Here is a 16,937-nt window from a genome sequence, read left to right as displayed (position 1 = left end):
AAAGTAACAAAGTATTCACCTTGTGTCCATACAGGTTTTGATTGAAATCAGGAAACACGTGGTTTTTTAACAAACGAAAAGAATATACGTTTCATTGCTGTAACTTTAACCAAATGTAAAATTTACCCACAAAGTGGCAGAATTAACCTTTATGAAACGAAACTGGTTTCCGACTACGCAGATTTGAGCGCCAAAATCAGGCCAATTTTCAGAAAGTTATGGAAACAGCCCCGCAACAAACTACCCACAAAAAGGGAGCCTTCATTTACAAGTGCCGTAATTTTACGCACTTCGTCATCTTCCCCTCATAAAGCAGGTGCATTCGCTGCGGCTTACCACTATTCTGCAAACTTCGGAAGAGTTAATGCGAATTTAAGAATAATCATTCCGTAAAATATAATGTACAGAACATGGCAGTTCATAATGACACGCGCCTAACCAAGGCGTAGAAAAAACAATCACTCACGAGGTTACGATGGAAGGTCAACAGCACGGTGAACAGCTGAAACGCGGCCTTAAAAACCGCCACATTCAGCTTATTGCGCTGGGTGGAGCAATCGGAACGGGGCTGTTTCTGGGCAGCGCCTCCGTCATTCAGTCAACGGGCCCGGGGATTATTCTTGGCTACGCCATTGCCGGATTTATTGCATTTCTGATCATGCGCCAGCTGGGCGAAATGGTGGTTGATGAGCCGGTTGCCGGCTCATTCAGCCACTTTGCCTATAAATACTGGGGCAACTTTGCCGGATTCGTCTCCGGCTGGAACTACTGGGCGCTGTACGTGCTGGTGGCGATGGCGGAACTGACCGCCGTCGGGAAATATATCCAGTTCTGGTATCCGGAGATCCCCACCTGGATCTCCGCCGCGGTCTTCTTTATTGCCATCAACGCCGTTAACCTGACCAACGTGAAAGTGTTTGGCGAGCTGGAGTTCTGGTTTGCCATCATCAAAGTGTTTGCAGTAGTGGCGATGATCGTCTTCGGTGCCTGGCTGCTGTTCGGCGGCCACGGCGGTCCGCAGGCCACCGTGCGCAACCTGTGGGAACAGGGCGGATTTCTGCCGCACGGCATTAACGGGCTGGTAATGATGATGGCGATTATTATGTTCTCCTTCGGCGGGCTTGAGCTGGTGGGGATCACCGCCGCAGAAGCCGCAGAGCCGGAAAAGAGCATTCCAAAAGCCACTAACCAGGTCATCTACCGTATCCTGATTTTCTATATTGGCTCGCTGGCTATTCTGCTGTCGCTGCTGCCGTGGACCCGCGTTACCGCGGATACCAGCCCGTTCGTGCTTATTTTCCACGAGCTGGGGGACACCTTTGTAGCAAATGCCCTGAACGTCGTGGTGCTGACTGCCGCGCTATCGGTCTACAACAGCTGCGTTTATTGCAACAGCCGCATGCTGTTCGGCCTGGCCCAGCAGGGCAACGCGCCAAAGGCGCTGCAAAAGCTCGACCGCCGCGGCGTGCCGGTAAACACCATTATCGTCTCGGCGATTTTTACCGCTATCGGCGTCCTGATTAACTACCTGGCCCCGGAGTCGGCATTCAGCCTGCTGATGGCGCTGGTGGTTTCAGCCCTGGTCATCAACTGGGCAATGATCAGCATTTCGCACATTCTTTTCCGCCGGGCCAAGCAGCGCCAGGGTGAGAAAACCCGCTTCCCTGCCCTGCTCTATCCGCTGGGGAATATTCTGTGCCTGCTCACCGTCGTGGCCGTGCTGACCATCATGCTGATCACCCCGGGGATGGAGATTTCTGTTTACCTGATCCCGGTATGGCTGGTTGTGCTGGGTCTGGGCTATCTGTTCAAACAAAAAGCCGCTAAAACGGTTAACGCGTAATCGCTCTTCCGCACCGTGCCCGGCCGGGCACGGTGCGTTTTCCCGTCTCAAACAGGCCATTACTATTGCTGTTTACCCCGGTGATTAGCGCCTCTCGAAAAATCCGCTCAGATTATCCACATCCAGTTGCCGAAAATTCGCGCACAGCGGGCTGTTATCTGCTTCACACTTTCCTTTTCATAGCCATTTTATCCATATCCACAAGGCGATCCTGCAACGCTTTTTTCCTCATTTCAGCAAATACTCAGTGCAGATATCCTTTTATGGAGCAGTGACAATGGAAAATGCAAAGCTGTCGGTAAGAGAGAAGATCGGCTACGCCATGGGCGACGCCGGTTGTAACATTATCTTCGGCGCCATCATGCTGTTTGTTAACTATTTTTACACGGATGTATTTGGCCTCACGCCAGCCCTGGTGGGCATTTTGCTGCTCTCGGTGCGGGTGATCGACGCCGTCACCGACCCGATTATGGGTGCGCTGGCGGACCGCACGCGCAGCAAATACGGCCGCTTTCGCCCGTGGCTGTTGTGGATAGCCTTTCCCTACGCGCTGTTCAGCGTGTTGATGTTTACCACGCCGGACTGGGGCTACAGCAGCAAAGTTGTCTATGCCTTCGTCACCTACTTTTTACTCTCCGTGACCTACACGGCAATCAATATTCCCTACTGCTCGTTAGGCAGCGTCATTACCAACGATCCCCAGGAGCGCGTCGCCTGCCAGTCGTGGCGGTTCGTGCTGGTGGGCATCGCCACGCTGCTGCTCTCCCTCACCCTGCTGCCGATGGTGGAGTGGTTCGGCGGCGGCGACAAAGCCAGGGGCTATCAGCTGGCGATGGTGGTGCTGGCCTTTATCGGCATGTGCATGTTCCTGTTTTGCTTTGCCAACGTGCGCGAGCGCGTGCGTCCGGCGGTGCAGACCAACGATGAACTGAAGCGAGATTTAAAAGACGTCTGGAAAAACGATCAGTGGGTGCACATTCTGCTGCTGACGCTGAGCAACGTCTGCCCGGGCTTCATCCGCATGGCCGCCACCATGTACTACGTCACCTGGGTGATGCAGCAGAGCACGCACTTCGCGACCTTGTTTATCAGCCTCGGCGTTGTCGGGATGATGATTGGCAGCATGCTGGCGAAAGTGCTGACCGATCGCTGGTGCAAGCTGCAGGTCTTCTTCTGGACCAACATCGCCCTGGCGCTGTTCTCCTGCGCGTTCTATTTCTTCGATCCGATGGCGACGATGACCGTTACAGCACTCTACTTTCTACTCAACATCCTGCATCAGATCCCCTCCCCGCTGCACTGGTCGCTGATGGCCGACGTCGACGACTACGGCGAGTGGAAAACCGGCAAGCGCATTACCGGCATCAGCTTCTCCGGCAACCTGTTTTTCCTGAAAGTCGGGCTGGCGGTGGCGGGCGCGATGGTGGGCTTTCTGCTCTCGTGGTACGGCTACGATGCCGGAGCCAAAACCCAGAGCGCCAGCGCTATCAACGGCATTGTCCTGCTGTTCAGCATCATCCCCGGCATCGGCTACCTGATCACCGCCGGCGTGGTGCGCCTGCTGAAAGTCGACAGAGCCATGATGAAAAGAATTCAGGCAGATCTTGAAAAGCGCCGGCAGAACTATCGCGAATTAAATGAACTTCACAACGCCGGCGAACCGGTAAGGAAAGCACCGTGAAAGAGTGGCCCAACCCCTTTATAGAGCAGCGCGCGGACCCCTTTATTCTGCACCACGAAGATAACTACTACTTTATTGCCTCGGTGCCCGAGTACGACCGTCTGGAGATCCGCCGTGCGCCCACGCTGGACGCGCTGCCGGAAGCCCGGCCTGTGGTGGTCTGGCGCAAACCGGACGCGGGCCCGATGAGCGAACTTATCTGGGCACCAGAGCTGCATTTTATCGACGGCCAGTGGATTATCTGGTTTGCCGCGGCATCCACCCGCGAACTCGACGCGCTGGGCATGTTCCAGCACCGGATGTTCGCGCTGGTGTGCGACGATGCCGATCCATTGAGCGGTAAGTGGCAGGAAAAAGGGCAGATAAAAACGCCGTTTGATACCTTCGCCCTCGACGCCACTACCTTCCACCATCAGGGCAAACAGTGGTATCTGTGGGCGCAGAAGGCGCCGGATATTGCCGGGAACTCAAACCTCTATCTCGCAGAGCTGGAAAATCCGTGGACGCTCAAAGGCGAGCCGGTCATGCTCAGCAAGCCGGAATTTGACTGGGAATGCCGGGGCTTTCTGGTTAACGAAGGCCCGGCGGTGCTTAAACACGGCAGCCGCCTGTTCGTCAGCTACTCGGCCAGCGCAACCGATGAAAACTACTGCATGGGGCTGCTGTGGATTGACGCCGACGCGGATCCGCTCGACGCCAGCAACTGGCATAAATCGTTGCAGCCGGTATTCACCACCAGCGTTGAAAATCGCCAGTTCGGCCCCGGACATAACAGCTTTACCGTAACGCCCGAGGGGGACGATGTGCTGGTCTACCACGCGCGCAACTACACCGAAATTGAGGGCGATCCGCTGTACGATCCCAATCGCCATACGCGCCTCAAGCGCGTCTTCTGGGGCGAGGACGGGATGCCGGACTTCGGCATTCCGCCGGCGGATAACCGATAATCCGCAGCCGCTCTGGTCTGGAGACCGGAGCGGCTCCCGGACCAGAGACTCGCCTGTACGAACAGCGGCATTATCTGCTGTATTCTGTAAATGCCGTTTATCAGCAGTATCAGACCAGCGCGCCGTAAATGGTCAGCAGCGCCATAATCACGACGACCACGTAAGAGGCTTTTTTCGCCATGGATACCGCCGCTTTCGGCGTTTCAACTTTATCAACATGCGGCTCGCGGGCCAGCGAGAACTGCGCCAGCTGCGTCAGCACCTGATATTGCGAGGTATGGCGATCGCCGAGAGAAGCAAACCACGCCGGCAGCGCTTTCTCGCCGTGTCCGATCAGGGCATACACTACGCCTACCAGCCGCACCGGGATCCAGTCAACAACGTGCAAAATGGCGTCGATACCCGACTGCTGGCGATGGCGCGGCGTTTGATAGCGCGCAAGCCAGCTTTGCCAGGCACGTAAAAAGGCATAGCCCACCAGCAGCACCGGGCCGTAATAGCCGCCGACCACAAACCAGAACAGCGGCGCAAGATAGAAGCGGAAGTTTATCCACAGCAGAGCATTTTGCAGCTCCTGCAAAAACTCGCGCTCGTCGCAGTCCGGCGAGACGCCGTGGATAAGCGTCAGCTCGCTGGCCATTGTCTTGCGGGCGTGCGCGTCGTTTTGCGAAGCGGCCTTGAGGTAAGCGTGATAGTGGAGGCGGGACTTGCCGGCCCCGATACAGAGCGCGCCTACCAGCACCCACGCGATAAGCAGCGGGACGTTAAACAGCAGCCCGGTCAGCACGCGCTCAATAAGATACGTCACCAGCATGGCGATGAGCGTCATCAAAATAGTCATTGAGAAGGCGTAGTGCTTCACCCGGCGAAACAGCACCTCCAGGCGGTGATCGAGCTGCCAGTGCTCTCCCAGCTTAAAAAGACGCTCGGCGAACATCACCAGCAGCGTTGTAAACAGCGTCATGTCATCTCCTTGTCTGACGAAGGGGTTAGCAGGGCGCGAAAGCGGGCCCAGTCAAAGGCCGGGCCCGGATCGGTTTTACGTACCGGCGCGATATCGCTGTGGCCCACCATGTTATTGGCAATGGCTGGATAGCGAGTGGCAAGCAGCCGGGTCAACGCGGCCAGCTGCCGGTACTGAATATTGGTATACGCCAGCACGTCCGTGCCCTCGAGCTCAATGCCAATCGAAAAATCGTTGCACTTCTCTCGTCCATCATAGCAGGAGACGCCCGCGTGCCAGGCGCGCCTGTCGAACGGAACATATTGCACGATTTCGCCGTCGCGTCGAATAAGACAATGCGCTGAAACGCGCAGGTGAACAATTTCAGCAAAAAAAGGATGGGCATCGGGATCGAGTGTCCCGGTGAACAGCGCATCTATCCAGGGTCCACCAAACTCGCCTGGCGGCAGGGAAATATTGTGGACCACCAGCAGCGAAGGTGCTTCATCGCCGGGGCGGCTATCATGATGCGGCGAAGGCACGCGGCGGGCGCTGTCCAGCCAGCCACCTTGTAACTGCATGCGCTGTCTCCTTAATGTATGGTGCTGAAAACCGGTTCAATGTAGCATGATTAATACGCCTCATTCCTCATCATTTGGAGTTTTATCATGCCGCCTCGCCGCTACAATCCGCAAAGCCGCCGTGACGCGCTGCTGGAGCGAATCAACATTGATATTCCTGCCGATGTCGCCCACGCGCTTCGCGAAGATCTCGGTGGAGAAGTGAATGCCGATAACGACATTACCGCGCAGCTGCTGCCGGCGGAGACCCGCTCCCACGCGGTGGTGATAACCCGTGAAGATGGCGTGTTCTGCGGCAAGCGCTGGGTGGAAGAAGTCTTTATTCAGCTGGCCGGCGACGACGTCACTATCGAGTGGCACGTAAAAGACGGGGATACCATTAGCACAAACCAGCCGCTGTTTGAGCTGCAGGGGCCATCACGCGTGCTGCTCACTGGCGAGCGTACCGCCCTGAACTTTGTCCAGATGCTCTCAGGGGTGGCGAGCGAAGTCCGCCGCTACGTGGATCTGCTCGCGGGCACCAACACCCAGCTGCTGGATACCCGTAAAACGCTGCCCGGCCTGCGCACCGCATTAAAATACGCGGTGCTTTGCGGCGGCGGTGAAAATCACCGCCTCGGCCTTTCTGACGCGTTTTTAATTAAAGAAAACCACATTATCGCCGCAGGATCGGTGCGCAACGCTATTGAGAAAGCCTTCTGGCTGCATCCCGACGTGCCGGTAGAGGTTGAAGTGGAGAGTCTTGAAGAGCTGGGAGAAGCCCTGAAAGCGGGTGCCGACATTGTGATGCTGGATAACTTTGATACCGACGGTATGCGCGCCGCCGTCAAGATGACCGCCGGGCAAGCGCGGCTTGAAGTCTCCGGCAACGTGACCTTCGATACCATTCGCGAGTTCGCACAGACCGGGGTGGATTTTATCTCTGTCGGGGCACTTACCAAGCACGTTCGCGCCCTGGATCTGTCGATGCGCTTTAAATAATTTAACGTCTGCGAAGAGGATTTCGCGCCTCTTCGCAGCCTTCTGCAATCACGCTGTAATCTACTAAATAAGCCTGAATCCTCCTTCCCGTTTTACTTTTTGCCCTTCGCCATTCTTGCCGCGTCCTGACACAGTTCCTGCACCAACCAAGGAGGAACCATGAACAGAGAACGGGGCTTTACCCTTATTGAGCTGATGGTGGTGATTGGCATCATCGCCATTCTTAGCGCCATCGGCATTCCCGCCTACCAGAACTACCTGCGCAAAGCAGCGATGACTGACATGCTGCAAACGTTTATGCCCTACCGCACGGCGGTGGAGCTCTGCGCCCTCGAGCACGGCGGCATCGACGCCTGCGATGCGGGCAGCAGCGGAATACCCGCCGCTGCAACCAGCCGCTACGTTTCAACGATGTCGGTCGCCAAGGGCATCGTCACCCTGACCGGTCAGGCAAGCCTGAACGGCCTGACGGTAACCCTGACGCCCGGCTGGAGCAGCGCGGACGGCGTGACCGGCTGGCAGCGCCAGTGCGCGGTAAGCGACGGCGGCGGCGCGCTGAAACAAACCTGCGAGGAAGTCTTCCGCTTTGAGCCTTCCCGAGGGTAGCACCATGAATTACGAACAGCTGGAAGCCCTTTGCCATCGCCATCAGGCCGCGCTGCTGAGCAGTGACGATCAAAAGCTAACAATTGCCGTGGTGGGTAATCCGCCGGCTCCACTAATGGAGGCGCTTCGCTTTGCCACGCAAAAGCAGATCGACATTGAGTGCTGGGAAACCGGGCGCATGGAGCAGCACCAGCGCAGGCTTCAGGACGCGCAGCACGCTGCCGCCGCGGATGAGAGCGGCAGCGCAGTGGCCATGCTTGACCAGATTTTTAGCCAGGCGCTGGCCCTGCGCGCATCCGACATCCATATTGAACCCTCCGCGGAGGCGCTGCACATCCGTCTGCGGATCGACGGAGTGCTGCATCCGCGCCCGGTGCTGCGGCCTTCACTCTGCGCGCCGCTGGTGGCGAGACTTAAAGTACTCGGCGGTCTCGATATCGCCGAGCGGCGGCTGCCGCAGGACGGACAGTTCAGCATTGAAATCCAAGGTAGCCCCCTCTCGTTTCGCATCGCGACGCTGCCCTGCCGCGGCGGGGAGAAGGTGGTGCTGCGGGTCATGCAGCAGGTCGATCAATCCCTGGATATCGGCAAACTCGGCATGCTGCCCGCGCAGCTGGCAGCATTTCGCCAGACGCTGGCCCAGCCTCAGGGGCTGATTCTGGTCACCGGGCCGACCGGTAGCGGCAAAACCGTCTCGCTGTACAGCGCCCTGCAGGCGCTCAACCGGCCGGAGGTCAACATCTGCAGCGTGGAAGATCCGGTTGAGCTTCCGCTCGCGGGCATTAACCAGACGCAGATCAACGTCCGGGCCGGCCTGACGTTTCAGAGCGTACTGCGGGCACTGCTGCGCCAGGATCCGGATATCGTGATGGTCGGCGAAATTCGCGATGCCGAAACCGCAGAGATTGCCATCAAGGCCGCGCAGACCGGACACCTGGTGCTCTCGACACTGCACACTAACTCCACCAGCGAAACCCTGGTGCGCCTGCAGCAGATGGGCGTCGCCCGCTGGATGATCTCTTCCGCGCTGCAGACGGTGGTGGCTCAGAGGCTGGTGCGCCGCCTGTGTCCCTGGTGCCAGCAGCAGCACGGCGAACACGAAGCGCTGCCGCAATCCTGCTGGCCCCGCCCGCTTCCCCGCTGGCGCGCCCCGGGATGCGAACGCTGCTACGGTGGCTATCACGGGCGCATTGCGCTCTTTGAAGTACTGACCGTGAGCGCGCCGATCCGCCAGGCCATTATCAGCGGTGCTTCGCCGGAGAATCTCGACGCCGTGGCCAGGCAGGCCGGCATGACCACGCTGTTTGAGCACGGCTGCGAGGCAGTTGAACACGGGCTGACAACCTTTGAGGAGCTGCTGCGGGTGCTGGGGCTGCCGGGGGATGAATAAGCCGTTATTGAATGATAAACCCGCGCCGCGGCAGCTGTGGCGCTGGCGCGGTGTATCTCCCCAGGGCCAGGCCAGCGGCGGTTCCCTGTGGGCTGAAAACAGAGCGGCAGCCCTTGTTGCGCTGCAGCGGCACAGCGTGGTGCCGCTTTCCGTCACCCGCTGTCGGGTAAAAAAATCCCTGTGGCGCAGCCAGTACAGCGGAGAGCTGGTGCAGCAGCTGGCTACCTTGCTGCAGGCCGGCCTGACGCTGTCCGACGGGCTGTCACTGCTTGCCGGGCAGCACGCCCATCCTCAGTGGCAGGCGCTGCTTACCGGGCTTTCCGCGCAGCTGGCTCAGGGCCAGGCTCTTTCCCAGGCGCTCAGAGCCTGGCCGGACGTCTTCCCGCCGCTCTTCCCGGCGATGATTCAGGCGGGAGAGATAACCGGTAAGCTGGACGTCTGCTGTCAGCATCTCGCCCGCCAGCAGGAGGCCGATCGGCTGCTGGCGCAGAAGGTTAAAAAGGCCCTGCGCTATCCGCTGATCGTGCTGATGCTGGCGCTGCTGGTAGTCATCGGAATGTGCGGGTTTGTACTGCCGGAATTTGCCGCCATCTACCGCACGTTTAATGCGCCGCTGCCGTTGCTGACCCGCGGTGTGATGGCACTCTCCGCGCTTGTCCAGCATGGGCTGCCGCTGATTATCGCCGGCATCGCTTTGCCAGTACTTCTAAGCCCGCTGCTGCGTCGGCATCCGCGCTGGCAGATCGCTAAGGCGCGAATTGGACTGTCGCTGCCGATTATCTCTTCCCTGATGCGCGGCCAAAAGCTGAGCCAGATTTATACCATCCTGGCACTTACTCAAAGCGCCGGGATCCCCTTCCTGCAGGGACTTACCAGCGTCGAGCAAACCCTGACCTGTCCGTGGTGGCGCGCGTTAATCCAGCAGATAACTGTCGCTGTTACCCAGGGCCGCCCTATCTGGCAGGCACTGGATGAAAGCCCCGTGTTCACGCCGCTGTGCAGGCAGCTTATCCGCACCGGAGAGGCTTCGGGCGCGCTGGACAGAATGCTGGAAAATCTTGCGGCGTACCATACGCAGCACACGCATCAGCAGGCGGACGATCTGGCGTCGCTGCTTGAGCCGGTTATGCTGCTGGTGACAGGGGGCATTATCGGGACGCTGGTGGTGGCAATGTATCTGCCTGTTTTCGGACTGGGGGATGCGCTGGGCGGGGCGTAGAAGCTGGCGCAGGGCTGCGCCAGCCGGATCGCATTACAGGCTGTTGAACACGCGGTTCTCCTGCTCCTGCACGCGGATGAAGGTCGTGCGCTTAGTCAGCTCTTTCAGCCGCGCGGCGCCAACGTAGGTGCAGGCGGAGCGAAGGCCGCCGAGAATATCCCGGGCGGTAAACTCAACCGGACCGCGCAGAGGCAGCTTAACGGTCTTGCCCTCGGCTGCGCGATATTTTGCCACGCCGCCGACGTGGCGGTTCATCGCCGACTCGGAGCTCATGCCGTAGAACAGCATAAACTTCTCGCCGTTCTCTTCGACAACGGTACCACCGCTCTCTTCGTGGCCGGCCAGCATGCCGCCGAGCATCACGAAGTCTGCGCCGCCGCCGAAGGCTTTTGCCACGTCGCCCGGCGTGGTACAGCCGCCATCGCTGACAATCTGTCCACCAAGGCCGTGGGCCGCATCGGCGCACTCAATGACGGCAGAAAGCTGCGGGTAGCCAACACCGGTTTTAACGCGGGTGGTGCACACTGAGCCCGGACCAATGCCCACTTTGACAATGTCGGCCCCGGCGAGGATCAGCTCTTCGCACATTTCGCCGGTCACCACGTTGCCCGCGCAGATGGTTTTATTCGGCCAGGCTTCGCGCGCTTTTGCGACAAACTGCACAAAGTGCTCAGAATAGCCGTTTGCTACGTCAATGCAGATAAAGTTCAGCGCCGGGTTATCGCGCAGGATCTGCTGGGTCTTTTCGAAATCCGCGTCGGAGGTGCCGGTAGAAACCATAACGTGCTTCACAACGTCGGCAGCAGAATCAGTGACAAAAGCGCTCCACTCTTGCGGGGAGTAATGCTTATGCACGGCGGTCAGGATGCCGAACTGCGCCAGCGCTGTCGCCATCGCAAAGGTGCCCACGGTATCCATGTTGGCTGCGATTACAGGTACGCCAGACCATTTCAGGCCAGAATGTTTAAAGGTGTATTCGCGTTCCAGTTCAACTTCGGAACGGCTTTTGAGGGTAGAGCGCTTGGGGCGGATAAGGACGTCTTTGAAACCGAGCTTCAGATCTTCTTCAATACGCATGTGCGGATTCCTGGGGTTAGAGGCAAAACAAGTGTAGGCACAACTCCAGTGACGTTATCATACGCAGTAATCATCCTTGCGCAAGACTGCGATTCTGCCTTTTTTTGCGCTACAATCCTAAAAATTTACCTGATTAAGAGCCGCGTTAACATTGGCTTGCCGAAAGGCGACTCAGTATCAGTTAACTCTATGATTACATTGTCACTTCAGGATATATCATGGCTTACACCGTAGCGTTGACTGGCGGCATCGGCAGCGGAAAGAGCACGGTCGCTGATGCCTTTGCCGGCTTAAACGTTAACGTTATTGATGCCGATATCATCGCCCGACAGGTTGTCGAGCCGGGCACGCCAGGGCTGGAAGCCATTGTCGAACGCTATGGCACAGCAATACTGCTTGCTGACGGCAGCCTCGACCGGCGCCAGCTCAGAGAGCGCATCTTCTCGCAGCCGGCGGAAAAAGCGTGGCTGAATGCCCTTCTGCATCCGCAGATCCAGCAGGAAACCCGGCGCCAGATGCGCCTGGCAACGTCGTCCTACGTGCTGTGGGTAGTGCCGCTGCTGGTTGAAAATCAGCTCTGGAAGAAAGCCGACAGAGTGCTGGTTGTTGATGTATCAACCGCCACTCAGCTGTCGCGAACCATTGCCCGGGACGGCGTTAGCAAGACCCATGCAGAGAATATTCTGGCAGCCCAGGCTTCCCGCGAAGCGCGGCTGGCCGTCGCCGATGATATTATCGATAACAATGGCTCCCCCGATAAGCTTGCCGGGGATGTTGCCCGCCTGCACCAGCACTATCTGATGCTGGCCGCGCAGGCAGATTCACAGGAAAAACCGTAATGCATACCCACGTTCTTTTTGAACATCCGCTGAATGAAAAAATGCGCACCTGGCTGCGCATTGAGTTTCTGGTTCAGCAGCTGCACTGCAATTTGCCGGTGCGGGATTACGCCAGCGCCCTGCATTTCTTTCGTAATATCGGGGATCTGCTGGACGTTTTTGAACGCGGCGAAGTGCGAACCGAACTGCTTAAAGAGCTGGAGCGCCAGCAGCGCAAGCTGAATCAGTGGGATGACGTGCCGGGCGTCGATCGCGACCGGATTGAGGCCCTGCGCCAGCAGCTGAAAAGTAGCGGCAGCGTGCTGATTTCCGCGCCGCGCATCGGCCAGCTGCTGCGCGAAGACAGGCTTATAGCGCTTGTGCGCCAGCGGCTGAGTATTCCCGGCGGCTGCTGCAGCTTTGACTTACCAACGCTGCACATCTGGCTCCATTCACCGCAGGCCCAGCGCGATACGCAGGTGGAGCGCTGGCTGGAGAGCCTGCAGCCGCTGACGCAGGCGATGGATCTGGTGCTCGATCTTATCCGCCACTCGGCGGCGTTTCGCAAGCAGACCAGCCTGAACGGCTTCTTTCAGGACAACGGCGACGATGCCGATCTGCTGCGCCTGCAGCTGACACTGGAAGAGCAGCTCTACCCGCAAATTTCCGGCCACAAAAGCCGGTTCGCGATTCGCTTCCTGCCGCTGGATAGCGAAAATGGCACTATTCCTGAACGTCTGGATTTCGAACTGGCCTGTTGCTGAGGAGGCACCATGAGCGACGTTACTACTGTAAACTGCCCTACCTGCGGTAAACCGGTTATCTGGGGCGAGCAAAGCCCCTTCCGGCCCTTTTGCAGCAAGCGCTGCCAGCTGATCGATCTCGGCGAGTGGGCGGCGGAAGAGAAGCGTATCCCGAGCCGGAGCGATCTCTCAGAAAGCGATAGCTGGAGCGAAGAGCAAGACTAAACGTTCATCACCGGCGGAACTTTCTGCCGGCGCGAGTGCGCGGTTACTGCTCCTGCTTGAGTTTAGCGATGACGGGAGCGTTCGCCGGCGGGAAATCGTCGGCATTCAGCTCGCTCGGGGCGATCCATTTCCCGGGCTGTCCCTCTTTGCCGAACGGCTCGCCCTGCCAGCTGTCTACCAGCCAGAACCACAGCGTGAGATGCCGGTCCGGGAACTGGTATTCCAGCTGTTCATAAAGGAATGCCGACTCCGGCAGGATCCCCACTTCTTCAAACAGTTCGCGGGCAAGGGCCATCTCCGGAGATTCCCCCTCTTCAATTTTTCCGCCGGGAAACTCCCACATATTTGCCATGTGCCCGTCGGCCGCGCGGCGGGTGATGAAGACTTCACCGGCGGCGTTGCGAATAATTCCGGTCGATATTTTTAATACTTTCATTGAGTGACTTCCATAAAAAAAGCGCTGTTGCCAGCGCCTTATCGTTAATAGTTTGCTTTTAGCTCAGGCGGCCGTGGCACTGCTTGTACTTTTTACCGGAACCGCACGGGCACGGATCGTTGCGGCCAATTTTGCGCTCGCCGCTCTGGGAGGCCAGCGCTTCCGCCGCCTCGGTTTCATCGTCCTGATGGCTGAGCTGCTGCATCTGGGCCAGACGTTCAGCCTCCTGGCGACGCTGCTCTTCCATCTCTTCTACTTCTTCCGGCATGCGGACCTGCACTTTGCTCAGGGTGCTGACCACTTCATACTTCAGCGACTCAAGCATAGCGGCAAACATAGAGAAGGATTCGCGCTTGTATTCCTGTTTCGGATCTTTCTGCGCGTAGCCGCGCAGGTGGATGCCCTGACGCAGATAGTCCATCGCAGCCAGGTGCTCTTTCCACAGGGAGTCCAGCGTTTGCAGCATGACGCCTTTCTCGAAGTGGCGCATCATTTCAACGCCAACCACTTCTTCTTTGTTTTTGTAAACCTCAACGGCATTCTGCAGGATACGCTCGCGCAGCGTCTCTTCATGCAGATCCGGTTCCTTGTCCAGCCATTCTGCAATCGGCATCTCAAGATCGAAGTCATTCTTCAGACGCTCTTGCAGGCCCTGCACGTCCCACATCTCTTCCAGAGACTGCGGCGGAATGTAGTTATCGATGGTCGCTTTAAAGACGTCTTCACGAATGCTGGAGATAGTTTCGCTTACGTCGGAAACGTCCAGCAGTTCATTACGCTGGCTGTAGATAGCGCGGCGCTGATCGTTGGCAACATCGTCGTACTCCAGCAGCTGCTTACGAATGTCAAAGTTGCGGCTTTCCACTTTGCGCTGGGCGTTAGCAATCGCTTTGGTAACCCACGGATGCTCGATAGCCTCGCCGGGTTTCATGCCCAGCTTACGCATCATGCCGGATACACGATCCGAGGCAAAAATGCGCATCAGGGCATCTTCCATCGACAGGTAGAAGCGGGATGAACCGGCATCGCCCTGACGACCAGAACGGCCGCGCAGCTGGTTATCGATACGGCGCGACTCGTGACGTTCGGTACCGACGATGTGCAGGCCGCCTGCCGCCAGCACGGCGTCGTGACGCACCTGCCAGTCGGCTTTGATTTTGGCAATCTGTTCTTCTGTCGGATTTTCCAGCTGCGCCACTTCAGCCTGCCAGCTGCCGCCGAGCATGATGTCGGTACCGCGACCAGCCATGTTGGTGGCAATGGTTACGGTAGACGGATAGCCGGCCTGGGCCACGATATCCGCTTCGCTGGCGTGGAACTTGGCGTTCAGCACGTTATGTTTCACGCCGGCTTTGGTCAGCTCGTGGGACACCACCTCGGATTTTTCAATGGAGATAGTCCCCACCAGCACCGGCTGGCCGTTAGCGGTACGCTCGCGGATATCTTCAATGATTGCCTGAATTTTCTCAGCTTCGGTCATGTAGACCAGATCGGGCATATCCTTACGGATCATCGGGCGGTTAGTCGGCACGACGACGGTATCCAGCTTATAAATGGAGCTGAATTCAAATGCTTCGGTATCTGCCGTACCGGTCATCCCGGCCAGTTTTTCATACAGGCGGAAGTAGTTCTGGAAAGTGATCGAGGCCAGAGTCTGGTTTTCGTTCTGAATATCGACGCCTTCTTTTGCCTCTACCGCCTGATGCAGACCATCTGACCAGCGGCGGCCCTGCATCGTACGGCCGGTGTGTTCGTCGACGATGATGACTTCGCCATCTTTAACGATGTAGTCAACGTCACGGGTAAACAGCACGTGGGCGCGCAGGGCAGCGGTGACATGATGCATCAGCATAATGTTGGTCGGGGAGTAGAGAGATTCGCCCTCTTCCATAATCCCTTCGCGCACCAGCAGCTCTTCCACCAGCACCAGGCCGCGCTCGGTCAGGTTAACCTGACGCGATTTTTCATCCACCGAGAAGTGACCTTCGCCCTGGAAGGTATCAGAGTCCTCTTTTTCCTGGCGAACCAGGTGCGGAATGATTTTGTTGACCTGCTGGTACATCTCGGAGCTGTCTTCTGCCGGGCCAGAGATGATCAGCGGCGTACGGGCTTCATCAATGAGGATGGAGTCAACCTCATCCACCAGCGCGTAGTGCAGCTTGCGCTGAACGCGCTCTTCCGGGCTGAACGCCATGTTGTCGCGCAGGTAGTCGAAACCGTATTCGTTGTTGGTGCCGTAGGTGATATCCGCGGCATAAGCTTCACGCTTGGCCGGTGCCGGCAGGCCAGACATGTTGATGCCCACGCTCATGCCGAGGAATTCGAATAAAGGACGGTTATTTTCGGCGTCGCGCTGCGCCAGATAGTCGTTGACGGTAACCACGTGAACGCCTTTACCGGACAGGGCATTAAGGTAGGCCGGCAGCGTTGCCGTCAGGGTTTTACCTTCACCGGTGCGCATTTCCGCAATGCAGCGATCGTTAAGCACCATCCCGCCGAGAAGCTGGACGTCGAAGTGGCGCATGCCGAACACGCGTTTGCTGGCCTCGCGCACTACGGCGAAGGCTTCCGGGATCAGGCTATCCACGGTTTCGCCTTTCTCCAGGCGAGCGCGGAACTCCTGCGTTTTCGCTTTAAGTTCGTCGTCGGAAAGCTTTTCCAGCTCCGGTTCCATGGCGTTAATCTGGACAACCGCTTTGCGCATGCGGCGCAGCGTACGATCGTTACGGCTACCAAAAACTTTAGTTAACAATTTAGTAAGCATAATAAAATCTCAAACACTCCGTTCAACGGAGCCTTAGTTATTAGTTGAAGTGATATTTTTATTAACTAAAGCGCTGAGGCCCGGCGCGAATGCCCTGAACCTGACTCACCCAGGCACTGATGCTGAAGCCTGCACGTTCAACGTCCAGAGTACGCTGCACTGCAGTTCGTACGATGGCCGGAGGCTGACTTTCGCGCATCAGCAAATCGCTGAGGGTGTCCAGCAGAGCAAGATGATGGATTTCCAGAGGGGAGCTGGCTTCCGCTACGGGCAGTGCCTGCGGCGCCATAGCGAAGGAAAGGTGGCGAATGACGGTTCGGATGGCGTGCTGGTGCCAGTAATCAACCGTAAAGGTCGGGCGTCGGCTGCTTTCGAGCAGCGCCAGCTGCGAGAACCGCGCCCCCGGAGCAGCGTGGTGATTGCTGCTTGTGGCCCTTGCTGGTGAAACAGACTCTGTGCCGCTCGCTATTGCGGGCAGGCCAAAACCAGCCGCGACCATCCCCAGCAGGAGATGCGGCCAGAAGTAGCGTCTGCCAAACTGTCGCCAGCGCGTCAGTATTCCGCTCACGTCGAGGGTCACCTTGTGTGAATTAGCCAATCCGTAAATTTTCGCGCCCCGATAGTACCACTAATGGCACATGCCAGCAGCAGGAATGACGTGGTTAAGAGGGGAAATACGCTCA

The 16,937-nt window shown here is 57.8% G+C and carries 16 protein-coding genes; 10 read left to right on the top strand and 6 right to left on the bottom strand.

Annotated elements, in window-relative coordinates:
* Window positions 1-475 precede the first annotated feature (475 nt).
* The 3 genes from aroP (at window position 476) to QZ766_RS19765 (ending at window position 4,471) form a co-directional block, all read left to right on the top strand.
* Window positions 476-1,843, top strand: coding sequence for an aromatic amino acid transporter AroP (gene aroP, locus QZ766_RS19775; RefSeq protein ID WP_297206268.1), 1,368 nt, complete (start codon window positions 476-478; stop codon window positions 1,841-1,843).
* Window positions 1,844-2,120: 277 nt separating this feature from the next.
* The gene (locus QZ766_RS19770) at window positions 2,121-3,524 is read left to right on the top strand and encodes an MFS transporter (RefSeq protein WP_297206266.1); all 1,404 of its coding nucleotides are present in this window, start codon (window positions 2,121-2,123) and stop codon (window positions 3,522-3,524) included.
* Window positions 3,521-4,471, top strand: a complete 951-nt coding sequence (locus QZ766_RS19765; RefSeq protein WP_297206264.1) for a family 43 glycosylhydrolase — start codon at window positions 3,521-3,523, stop codon at window positions 4,469-4,471. The genes QZ766_RS19770 and QZ766_RS19765 overlap by 4 nt, the downstream gene beginning before the upstream one ends.
* A gap of 109 nt (window positions 4,472-4,580) precedes the next feature.
* On the opposite strand, the gene ampE is transcribed toward QZ766_RS19765, so the two are convergent.
* Together ampE and ampD are read right to left on the bottom strand one after the other, a co-directional pair.
* Window positions 4,581-5,435, bottom strand: coding sequence for a beta-lactamase regulator AmpE (gene ampE / locus QZ766_RS19760; RefSeq protein WP_297206261.1), 855 nt, complete (start codon window positions 5,433-5,435; stop codon window positions 4,581-4,583).
* The gene (gene ampD, locus QZ766_RS19755) at window positions 5,432-5,995 is read right to left on the bottom strand and encodes a 1,6-anhydro-N-acetylmuramyl-L-alanine amidase AmpD (protein WP_297206258.1); all 564 of its coding nucleotides are present in this window, start codon (window positions 5,993-5,995) and stop codon (window positions 5,432-5,434) included. Before ampD ends, ampE begins: the two co-directional genes overlap by 4 nt.
* Window positions 5,996-6,082: 87 nt before the next feature.
* Between ampD and nadC the strand changes: the two genes are divergently transcribed.
* The 4 genes from nadC (at window position 6,083) to hofC (ending at window position 10,191) form a co-directional block, all read left to right on the top strand.
* The gene (gene nadC / locus QZ766_RS19750) at window positions 6,083-6,976 is read left to right on the top strand and encodes a carboxylating nicotinate-nucleotide diphosphorylase (protein WP_297206256.1); all 894 of its coding nucleotides are present in this window, start codon (window positions 6,083-6,085) and stop codon (window positions 6,974-6,976) included.
* Window positions 6,977-7,135: 159 nt separating this feature from the next.
* Window positions 7,136-7,582, top strand: coding sequence for a prepilin peptidase-dependent pilin (gene ppdD, locus QZ766_RS19745; protein ID WP_297206254.1), 447 nt, complete (start codon window positions 7,136-7,138; stop codon window positions 7,580-7,582).
* A gap of 4 nt (window positions 7,583-7,586) precedes the next feature.
* Complete coding sequence (gene gspE, locus QZ766_RS19740; protein WP_297206251.1) at window positions 7,587-8,972, top strand: type II secretion system protein GspE; 1,386 nt, start codon at window positions 7,587-7,589, stop codon at window positions 8,970-8,972.
* Entirely contained in the window at window positions 8,965-10,191 is a 1,227-nt protein-coding gene (gene hofC / locus QZ766_RS19735) for a protein transport protein HofC (RefSeq protein ID WP_297206249.1), read from the top strand. The genes gspE and hofC overlap by 8 nt, the downstream gene beginning before the upstream one ends.
* Window positions 10,192-10,224: 33 nt before the next feature.
* Here hofC and QZ766_RS19730 read toward each other — a convergent pair whose 3' ends face one another.
* A complete protein-coding gene (locus QZ766_RS19730; RefSeq protein WP_297206248.1) occupies window positions 10,225-11,268 on the bottom strand; it encodes a GMP reductase in 1,044 nt (347 codons plus the stop codon).
* 218 nt (window positions 11,269-11,486) lie between these two features.
* Between QZ766_RS19730 and coaE the strand changes: the two genes are divergently transcribed.
* The 3 genes from coaE to yacG are packed head-to-tail and all read left to right on the top strand — an operon-like array spanning window position 11,487 to window position 13,054.
* Window positions 11,487-12,107: a dephospho-CoA kinase gene (coaE, locus tag QZ766_RS19725; protein WP_297206246.1), complete on the top strand. Its 621-nt coding sequence runs from the start codon at window positions 11,487-11,489 to the stop codon at window positions 12,105-12,107.
* Complete coding sequence (gene zapD / locus QZ766_RS19720; RefSeq protein ID WP_297206244.1) at window positions 12,107-12,850, top strand: cell division protein ZapD; 744 nt, start codon at window positions 12,107-12,109, stop codon at window positions 12,848-12,850. The genes coaE and zapD overlap by 1 nt, the downstream gene beginning before the upstream one ends.
* 9 nt (window positions 12,851-12,859) lie before the next feature.
* The gene (gene yacG / locus QZ766_RS19715) at window positions 12,860-13,054 is read left to right on the top strand and encodes a DNA gyrase inhibitor YacG (RefSeq protein ID WP_297206242.1); all 195 of its coding nucleotides are present in this window, start codon (window positions 12,860-12,862) and stop codon (window positions 13,052-13,054) included.
* Window positions 13,055-13,097: 43 nt separating this feature from the next.
* Here yacG and mutT read toward each other — a convergent pair whose 3' ends face one another.
* The 3 genes from mutT to secM form a co-directional block, all read right to left on the bottom strand.
* A complete protein-coding gene (gene mutT, locus QZ766_RS19710) occupies window positions 13,098-13,490 on the bottom strand; it encodes an 8-oxo-dGTP diphosphatase MutT (protein ID WP_297206240.1) in 393 nt (130 codons plus the stop codon).
* 58 nt (window positions 13,491-13,548) lie between these two features.
* Window positions 13,549-16,254, bottom strand: coding sequence for a preprotein translocase subunit SecA (secA, locus tag QZ766_RS19705; RefSeq protein ID WP_297206239.1), 2,706 nt, complete (start codon window positions 16,252-16,254; stop codon window positions 13,549-13,551).
* A 61-nt stretch (window positions 16,255-16,315) separates the two neighbouring features.
* The gene (gene secM / locus QZ766_RS19700; protein WP_297206238.1) at window positions 16,316-16,822 is read right to left on the bottom strand and encodes a secA translation cis-regulator SecM; all 507 of its coding nucleotides are present in this window, start codon (window positions 16,820-16,822) and stop codon (window positions 16,316-16,318) included.
* Between the last annotated feature and the right edge of the window lie 115 nt (window positions 16,823-16,937).

The sequence above is a fragment of the uncultured Pluralibacter sp. genome, from assembly GCF_913775985.1.
GTDB lineage: Bacteria > Pseudomonadota > Gammaproteobacteria > Enterobacterales > Enterobacteriaceae > Pluralibacter.
Note: the sequence above shows the minus strand (reverse complement) of the source record. Positions and strands in the feature narration are given on the sequence as shown.

Bases quoted from the DNA above. Each gene is read 5' to 3' on its own strand.
- aroP (WP_297206268.1), top strand. From the start codon at position 476: ATGGAAGGTCAACAGCACGGTGAACAGCTGAAACGCGGCCTTAAAAAC.
- QZ766_RS19770 (WP_297206266.1), top strand. From the start codon at position 2,121: ATGGAAAATGCAAAGCTGTCGGTAAGAGAGAAGATCGGCTACGCCATG.
- ampE (WP_297206261.1), bottom strand. From the start codon at position 5,435: ATGACGCTGTTTACAACGCTGCTGGTGATGTTCGCCGAGCGTCTTTTT.
- ampD (WP_297206258.1), bottom strand. From the start codon at position 5,995: ATGCAGTTACAAGGTGGCTGGCTGGACAGCGCCCGCCGCGTGCCTTCG.
- nadC (WP_297206256.1), top strand. From the start codon at position 6,083: ATGCCGCCTCGCCGCTACAATCCGCAAAGCCGCCGTGACGCGCTGCTG.
- ppdD (WP_297206254.1), top strand. From the start codon at position 7,136: ATGAACAGAGAACGGGGCTTTACCCTTATTGAGCTGATGGTGGTGATT.
- gspE (WP_297206251.1), top strand. From the start codon at position 7,587: ATGAATTACGAACAGCTGGAAGCCCTTTGCCATCGCCATCAGGCCGCG.
- hofC (WP_297206249.1), top strand. From the start codon at position 8,965: ATGAATAAGCCGTTATTGAATGATAAACCCGCGCCGCGGCAGCTGTGG.
- QZ766_RS19730 (WP_297206248.1), bottom strand. From the start codon at position 11,268: ATGCGTATTGAAGAAGATCTGAAGCTCGGTTTCAAAGACGTCCTTATC.
- coaE (WP_297206246.1), top strand. From the start codon at position 11,487: ATGGCTTACACCGTAGCGTTGACTGGCGGCATCGGCAGCGGAAAGAGC.
- zapD (WP_297206244.1), top strand. From the start codon at position 12,107: ATGCATACCCACGTTCTTTTTGAACATCCGCTGAATGAAAAAATGCGC.
- yacG (WP_297206242.1), top strand. From the start codon at position 12,860: ATGAGCGACGTTACTACTGTAAACTGCCCTACCTGCGGTAAACCGGTT.
- mutT (WP_297206240.1), bottom strand. From the start codon at position 13,490: ATGAAAGTATTAAAAATATCGACCGGAATTATTCGCAACGCCGCCGGT.
- secA (WP_297206239.1), bottom strand. From the start codon at position 16,254: ATGCTTACTAAATTGTTAACTAAAGTTTTTGGTAGCCGTAACGATCGT.